Here is a 7,946-nt window from a genome sequence, read left to right as displayed (position 1 = left end):
TCCAACCCGGCCACCTCATCGATCAACCCCGTCACCACCCCCAACGCATCGGCATGCGCACGCTCGCGCTCCTCGGCGGACAGCGCGGGGTCGAACCGGGCCCGGAACAGCTCGATCAGGCCGCGGGCGACGGCGGGCTGGGACAGCAGCACGTCGGCCATGTACTGCAGGCCGAACAGGCTGCCGAGCTGACGGGCGTAGCGAGCGTAGGCCCGCAACACCGCGACCTCGCGCCACCCCAGCCCGGCGCACAGCACCAGCGCACTGAACCGGTCGGACTCCGCGTCCCCACGCCACGCCGCGGAGAACGCCGAGCAGAACCCGCGCTCCACCTCGCCCGGGGAGCGCTCGGGCCCGACGGCGGCCTCGATCCGCAGCCCGAAGTCGTAGAGCCAGCAGCGCTGCCCGTCCGGGCGGACGACCTCCGAGGGCCGCTCGTCGAGCACGTCGACGCCGAGTTGCTGCAGCATCGGCAGGATCGCGGTGAGGGTGACGGGGGCGCCGGCCAGGTACAGCGTGAACCGCCGGTCCGCGGGGCCGGCGTCCGGCTCGGTGTACAGCCGGACGCCGAATCCCCCGGGTTTCAGGTCCAGCAGGTGGCGAAGGTCCTCGACCGCGTGTGCGGGGGTGACGACCGCCTTGTAGGACCCGGGGATGCCGGCCAGCAGCGCGGTCCCGGCGTCGACGCCCAGCTCGGCCACGAGGCGGTCGTCCCAGGTCCGGATCGCCTCGGTCAGCTCATCCTGCAACGCCGCGACGTCCGGCAGCGGCGCCGCGACCTCCCGCGCCGCCGGGTCGAGGTGGACGGTGAAGTGCACCAGCGCGAGGCTCGCCTCGGTCACGCGCGCGGTGTAGTCCACCTCCGCCCCGCCGAGCCGCTTGCGCAGTACCTCGGCCATCGCCAGCCGCGACGACGTCGTGTAGCGGTCCCGGGGCAGATAGACCAGACAGGAGATGAACCGCCGGTACGGGTCCGGCCGGAGGAACACCCGTACCGAGCGGCGCCCGGCCGTGCCCAGGACACCGACCGCGGTGTCGTGCAAGGTCTGCTCGCTCGCGCCGAACAGCTCCCCGCGAGGCAGCGCCGAGAGCACCTCGAGCATCTGCTGGCCGGAGTAGGACTCCGGCGGGAACCCGGCGCGGTGGATGGCGCCGCGGACCCGCCTCGCCACGACCGGGATCTCGAGCACGTTCTCGTGCAGCGCGGAGACGGTCAGCATGCCGAGGAAGCGATGCTCGCCGGTCACACGGCCCTCGGCGTCGACCGTCCGGACGCCGACGTAGTACGGGTGCACCGGGCGCAGCACCCGGCTGACCACGCTGGCCCGGGTGAAGATCAGCAGATCCTGGGTGGCGTCGCCGTCTGCGGTCGGCGCGAAGGTGCGGGTGGCCAGGCTGTCGCGGCGCAGCACGCCGAGGCCGGTGGCGAGTTCGGGGCGCAGCTCGCGCGTCCCGTCGGCGTCGGAGATCGTGTAGTGCCGGTAGCCGAGGAACGTGAAGTGACCGTCGGCCAGCCAGCGCAGCAGTTGCGCGACCTCGGCCGGCTCGGTCGGGGTTGAGATCGTTGCGTGCGCCGGCAGTTGGTCGGCCAGGTCGCGGGCCCGGCGGACCATCCGTTCCTCGTCCTCGACCACCTCGCGCACGTCGTGCAGCACCCGCCGCAGCTCCTGTTCGAGCGCCTCGGCACGGCCGTCCACCGGGGCGAGATCCAGGTGGATCCACGACTCCGCAAGCGCGCCGACCGGCGGATCGGCCGGGTCGGCGTCGGCCAGCACCTCGAGCAGTTCGCCGGTGAGGGTGCGGCGCACGACGACGATGGGATGGACCAACCGGCGGACGTCACCGCCGACGCGGCCGATTCCGGCCAGAACCGACTCGACGAGGAATGGCATGTCGTCGGTGACGATCTCGACGACGGCCTCCTGCTCGTCCGATCGGACCCGGATCAGCGGGTCCCCGGCGACCCGGAGGGCGGCCAGTTCCCGGTGCGACCGGGCCACGTCGGGCAGGCGGGGAAACGAGTCCCCAGGCGTCGGCTCCACGTCCGGGGTCTGCCGTGCGTACACCCGCCAGAGCCGTTGGACGTCGACGTCCACCTCCGGTTCCGCAGCGTCTCTGTGCTCACGGGTCCGGCCCATCAGATGCGACTCCATTAGTACGGTCGGGTGATCTGGTGCTCATCACCCTAGCCCTGGAGCGCGCGACGCTTCGATGACGCTGCGGGCCGCCCGCGGGCGTCAGATACCCCGGTACGCGGCCAGTGCGCCGGCCAGCAGGTCGGCCAGCCCGAGACCGGCGGCCGGGTCCTCGACGGTGCTCTCGGCGGGCGCCGGCGGTGGCGTGTCTCCGTGGGGCCCGCGGCGGTGGCGGCGGCCCCCGCTGCCGGGCCTGACCTCGATGCCGTCGGGCCGGAACGGGCGCCGCCCGTCCGCCGCGTGCCGGGAGCTCGCCGACGAGCCGTCCGCAACGGCGCTCGTGTCCTCATCGGGGGCGTCTGCGGGTTCGGGATCGTGGGCACGCGAGGCGGCTTCGGTGGGTGGCTGCGGCGTGCTCGACGGACCGAGCTCATGCAGGATCTGCGCGCCGACCGTGCCGTCGGCGCCCTGCACGGTGGCCCGGAGGCGGGCTCGGTCCAGCTCCGGGCCGGTGGGCAGTCCTTCGGCGAGCCCGCCCAGGACCCGATGCAGCCAGGCCGCAGCCGCCCCCCGTTCCATCCCGGGCAGCGTCACCTCGACGACGTCGGGGCCGTTGTTGCGCAGCCGCGCGCCCTCCGGAAGGTCTCCACCGAGGCGGCGGCTCACGCGGCGCATTGCGCTGCGCGGGGCCGTGCCGGTGATGCGCTGATCGCCTGCGGCGAGGTCGAGCACGACGACGGTGCCCGCGGACGGGTTCGCCTGCGCCTGCGCCGGCTCCGGCTCGGACCTCCTGCTTTCGGGACCGGACCGGCGGTTCGCGCGCGATCCGTCCGTCGCCGACCGCGGCGCGGCCGGGTCGGGCGGCGGGGCGCCCCAGACCCGGTCGAGTTCGGCGATGGCGGCGCTGAGCCAGTCGCCGGCCGCCTGCGCGGCATCGACGGTCGGCTCCGGGTCGGCGGCCGGCCGGCTCGTGTGCGGCTCGGCCGGGCGCGCGGTGTCGTCGCGACGTTCCGCGGTGGAGCCGGATCCGCCCTGCGTGCCGTTCGCGCGCCGGGACCCCCGTCCCGCAGCCAGGATCTCGCTCCGGTCCATCTGGGTCGTCACCGCGGACGGCGCGTCGTGCCGGCCGTCGGCCGCCTGGCTGTTCGCCGGGGATCCGCTGGCCCACACGTCGGCCGGCCACGCGTCCGCGTGGCGGGAACCGTCCGGGACACCGGCGCCGGCCTGCGCGGTCGCCGGCGACTCCGGTCGGAACTCGCCCTTCCAGGATTCGGCGGACCACGCACCGTCGTTGCGGAACTTGCTGGCCAGGGCGTCGCCGAGGGGGGAACCACTCAGCACGAACCCGGGCGAGGGCGGTGGCCCGTCGTGGGCCGACCGCCGGCTGCGCCGGGTCGACGACCTGCTGCCGCCCCGTCCATCGGGGGATGCCGGGGCCTCCTCGGCCGTGCCGCGACCGTTGCCCGACGTGGAGTCGGCAGTCGTGCTCGGCAGGGACCCGCGAGTGGCCCGCGAGGCGGACCCGGCCGCCTCCCACGCCGTCCAGGTTCCGACCGCAGTCGGCTCCGGGTCCTGGGAGCGGGCCGCTCGGCGACCGGCCGCCGTCGACTCCCCGGATGCGTTCGACGCGGCCCGCGCCCCGGCATCAGCCGGTTCATCCGGCGCGGGCGACGCGACCTGCACCTCGGACTCGGACAGCTCAGCCGGCGTGCGCGATACGTCCCGTGCCCCGGCATCGGGTGACTCATCCAGCGCGCGCAGCGCACGCCGCGCCTCGGTTCCGGTCTCCTCGGCCGATCCGCGCGACCCGCGTTGGGCCTCGGTCGGCTCGTCCAGCCAACGCGACGCACGCCGCGGCGTCGATCCGCCGCGCTCGTCCGCTGTGCGCGCTTCGGCCCGGGCCGTGGCTTCGGCCAGCCAGTCGGCAACCCAGGTACCGTCCTCCGCGCTCCCCCCGGGATCCGCCGCGCCGGCCTTCCGCGCTGCGGACGAGTCGGGGAGTGCACGGCGTGCGGTCGAGCGGCGCTCCGTCGGCGCGGTGGCGTGCCCTCGTGGCGCGGCCGGCGCGGAGACGGCGGCTGCGGTCAGCCGTTCGGCGAAGCTGCGGAATCGAGCGCTGCGCTCGCGGTCGAGACGCTCCGCCGTCACGCCGAGCCGCATGGCCACGAGTGCAGCATCGAGTTGGCCGGTGGCCTCGTGCAGCTCCGCCAGAGCCGCCCGGCACGCCGCCTCCAAGCCCGGGGTGTCCGACGCCGACGCGTCCTCAGCCGCTCGCGACAGAGCCGCGACGGTGTCGACGCTCTGCTCCGGGCTGGACATGGCGCGGGCAACGGTGAGACGTAGCTGGCCGATCTGCCGGCTGGCGACCATCGGCTTCTCCAGTCGCGACCGCACCGACTCCGCGGCAGTGCGTGCTTCGTCGGCCCGGCCGTCGTCCAGCAACGCACCGATCCAGTGGCTGGCAAGGGCGGCGGTCAGGTGCTCCGACGGCGTCCGACCCTCCGGGCTCCGGGAGCTCCAGCCGAGCAGAGCCAGCCCGTCCAGCGCCCGGCCGACGGCGAGCGCCGCCCGGCCGCGGCCTCGCTCAGCGGCGGCCCGCAGCAGTGCGGCGTGTGCCCCGGGCACCGTCCCGGCGACCTCGCCCGCCGTGTCGTCGGCGGCCCCCAGCAACCGGTCGAGTTGCTGGGGCGCGTCGCCGAGCGCGCAGCGGACGAGGACCGCGAGCCCGTCCAGCCGGAGCTCGGCCGGAAGAGCAGGGTCCTGCACCCAGGGCTCGAGCAGCTGCCGGGCCAGTGCCGCGTCGCCACAGTCCTGGGCGACCCCGGCGAGCTCGACACGCAGCCGAGTAGCCGACTCCGACCCGAGGACGGATTCAGAGCTCGCGCCCTCCCACCGGGTCAGATCGTCCAGCACACCGGCGGCGGTCTCACGGGCGTCGCCGACCGCTGCCCGTCCGTGGACGGCCCACCCGGCGGCGGTCGACCAGAGGTCCCGGTCCCCCTGGTCGATCGCAACCGCCAGCAGATGCTCGGCGATGCCCGCCGTGAGGTCGGGCCGGGACCACCGCAAGGCGGCGGCGGTCGTCAGCATCGCCGGGACGATCCGATCGCTGAAAGCTGCGTTCCCGATGCCCGACGACGTCACGCAGCCTCCCGCAAGACCCGGCATCCCGGGTCACATCGGCACGCCGGACGATGCTCACCGTCGCGCGCGCAGATCGCTCTCAGTCACGGGTGAGCTTACGGTGCGTCACACGGTGCGGACGCGCGGCCTCCGCCCCCAGTCGCTCGATCTTGTTCTTTTCGTACGCTTCGAAGTTGCCCTCGAACCAGAACCACGCGGCCGGGTTCTCCTCGGTGCCCTCCCAGGCGAGGATGTGCGTGACGACCCGGTCGAGGAACCACCGGTCGTGGGAGATGACGACAGCACAGCCGGGGAACTGCTCGAGAGCGTTCTCCAGCGAGCTGAGTGTCTCCACGTCGAGGTCGTTGGTCGGCTCGTCGAGCAGGATCAGGTTCCCGCCCTGCTTGAGCGTCAGCGCCAGGTTGAGCCGGTTGCGCTCACCGCCGGAGAGCACTCCCGCCGGCTTCTGCTGGTCCGGTCCCTTGAAACCGAACGCCGCCACGTAGGCCCGCGACGGCATCTCGACCTGGCCGACCTTCATGTGGTCGAGCCCGTCGGACACGACCTCGAAGACGGTCTTCTCCGGGTCGATCCCGGCCCGGTTCTGGTCGACGTAGGACAGCTTCACCGTCTCGCCGACCTTCACCGTGCCCGAATCCGGGTGCTCGAGCCCGACGATTGTCTTGAACAGCGTCGTCTTGCCGACACCGTTGGGGCCGATGACGCCGACGATGCCGTTGCGCGGCAGCGTGAACGACAGATCCTTGATCAGCTGACGGCCGTCGAAGCCCTTATCGAGGTGCTCCACGTCGACCACGACATTCCCCAGCCGGGGGCCCGGCGGGATCTGGATCTCCTCGAAGTCGAGCTTGCGGTGCCGCTCGGCCTCGGCCGCCATCTCCTCGTAGCGCGCCAGACGCGACCGGCTCTTCGCCTGCCGCGCCTTGGGGTTCGAGCGCACCCAGGCGAGCTCGTCGGTCAGCCGCTTCTGCAGCTTCGCGTCCTTCTTCCCCTGGACGGCGAGTCGCTCGGCCTTCTTCTCCAGGTAGGTGGAGTAGTTGCCCTCGTAGGGGTGGGTCCGCCCACGATCGAGCTCGAGGATCCACTGTGCCACGTTGTCCAGGAAGTAGCGGTCGTGGGTGACCGCCAGCACCGCCCCGGGGTAGCTGCTGAGGAACTGCTCGAGCCACAGCACGCTCTCGGCGTCGAGGTGGTTGGTCGGCTCGTCGAGGAGCAGCAGATCGGGCCTCGACAGCAGCAGCTTGCACAGCGCAACTCGCCGGCGCTCGCCACCGGACAGGTTCGTCACCGGCACGTCTCCGGGCGGGCAACGGAGGGCGTCCATCGCCTGTTCGAGCTGGGAGTCCAGGTCCCACGCGTCAGCGTGGTCCAGGTCCTCCTGGAGCCGGCCCATCTCTTCCATCAGCTCGTCGGAATAGTCGGTCGCCATCAGCTCGGCGATCTCGTTGTATCGATCGAGCTTCGCCTTGATCTCGCCGACACCCTCCTCGACGTTGCCGAGGACCGTCTTCTCATCGTTGAGCGGAGGCTCCTGCTGCAGAATCCCGACAGTCGCACCGGGCGCGAGGAAGGCCTCACCGTTGTTCGGCTGGTCCAACCCCGCCATGATCCGCAGCACGCTGGACTTACCGGCGCCGTTCGGCCCGACGACACCGATCTTCGCCCCGGGGAAGAAGCTGATCGAAGCGTTGTCGAGAATGACCTTGTCGCCGTGCGCCTTGCGCACGTTCTTCATGGTGTAGATGAACTCCGCCACGACATCGATGGTAGTTGCGCATCGCTAGGTAGTGCCGCCCGGTAGCACCTCCACCAGGGCGGCGCTGCGTCCGGAGTCCTCGGCCGGCAGATCCGCTCCGGTACCCAGGATGTTCCCCGCATCGTCATCGCCCGGTTCCACAGCCGCACCGAGGTCGCCGGTGTGGGCCACGGCCAGGTCGTCACCACCGATCTCCGGGCGGGCGTCTCGCCTCGTGCGGGTCACCGCCGCCGTGCACCAGGTCAGATCGGGGCCGACCGCGTACGCGTCCATCGAGACATCCGTACGGGTGTGGCCGTCTTTGTCGTACTCGCGCGTGTAGAGCCGTCCGTAGACCATCACCGGATCGCCCTTCACGAACGAGGCGGCCACGTTCCGTCCGAGCCGGCGCCAACAGGTCACGGAGACGTAGGACGTATCGCCTGCCACCCACGTACCGCTGTTCCGGTCGAACCGTCGCTCGTTACTCGCGACCCGGAAGTAGGCGAGCTCCGTACCGTCGGCCAGCCGCCGCTTGCCGATGTCGCCCACGATGTTTCCGACGACCGTCGCGTAGATCTCGTTCATCGCTGTCTCCTCGTCCTGATGCGACCTGACGAGATCAGCCTTCCGGGGGACGCCGGCAGGCAACACCCCATCGCGATTTCTGGGGATGCTTGGACGTCGATGTGGACAACTCAGGTGCAGAGGCCGTAAACGACGTCGGAGTGTCAGCGCTCGGGCGCATACTCCGACGGGGGCTCCCACCCTGCCAGTTATTGGAGTACATCCGATGAGAAGAATAGAAAAAGGGTGTGGCCCGCTGCGTATCCGCGGCGGGCCACACCCCATTCTTTTCGGGTTTGATGTCGGCGGCGACCTACTCTCCCACACCCTGGCGAGTGCAGTACCATCGGCGCTGGAGGGCTTAG

The 7,946-nt window shown here is 72.0% G+C and carries 3 protein-coding genes and 1 pseudogene; all 4 read right to left on the bottom strand.

Annotated elements, in window-relative coordinates; translation table 11 throughout:
- A pseudogene (locus HF526_RS33975) lies at positions 1 to 2,096 on the bottom strand (NAD-glutamate dehydrogenase); the annotation flags it as partial.
- A gap of 141 nt (positions 2,097 to 2,237) precedes the next feature.
- Positions 2,238 to 5,225: a hypothetical protein gene (locus HF526_RS33970; protein WP_169385757.1), complete on the bottom strand. Its 2,988-nt coding sequence runs from the start codon at positions 5,223 to 5,225 to the stop codon at positions 2,238 to 2,240.
- Between the two features lie 133 nt (positions 5,226 to 5,358).
- The gene (ettA, locus tag HF526_RS33965) at positions 5,359 to 7,035 is read right to left on the bottom strand and encodes an energy-dependent translational throttle protein EttA (RefSeq protein WP_169385756.1); all 1,677 of its coding nucleotides are present in this window, start codon (positions 7,033 to 7,035) and stop codon (positions 5,359 to 5,361) included.
- Between the two features lie 24 nt (positions 7,036 to 7,059).
- Positions 7,060 to 7,602: a single-stranded DNA-binding protein gene (locus tag HF526_RS33960; protein WP_169385755.1), complete on the bottom strand. Its 543-nt coding sequence runs from the start codon at positions 7,600 to 7,602 to the stop codon at positions 7,060 to 7,062.
- Positions 7,603 to 7,946 lie beyond the last annotated feature (344 nt).

The organism is Pseudonocardia acidicola, from assembly GCF_012911935.1.
Classification (GTDB): domain Bacteria; phylum Actinomycetota; class Actinomycetes; order Mycobacteriales; family Pseudonocardiaceae; genus Pseudonocardia; species Pseudonocardia acidicola.
Note: the sequence above shows the minus strand (reverse complement) of the source record. Positions and strands in the feature narration are given on the sequence as shown.

What these genes read in the sequence shown, in the direction of transcription:
- HF526_RS33970 (WP_169385757.1), bottom strand. Translation starts at nt 5,225, where the DNA reads ATGCTGACGACCGCCGCCGCCTTGCGGTGGTCCCGGCCCGACCTCACG.
- HF526_RS33960 (WP_169385755.1), bottom strand. Translation starts at nt 7,602, where the DNA reads ATGAACGAGATCTACGCGACGGTCGTCGGAAACATCGTGGGCGACATC.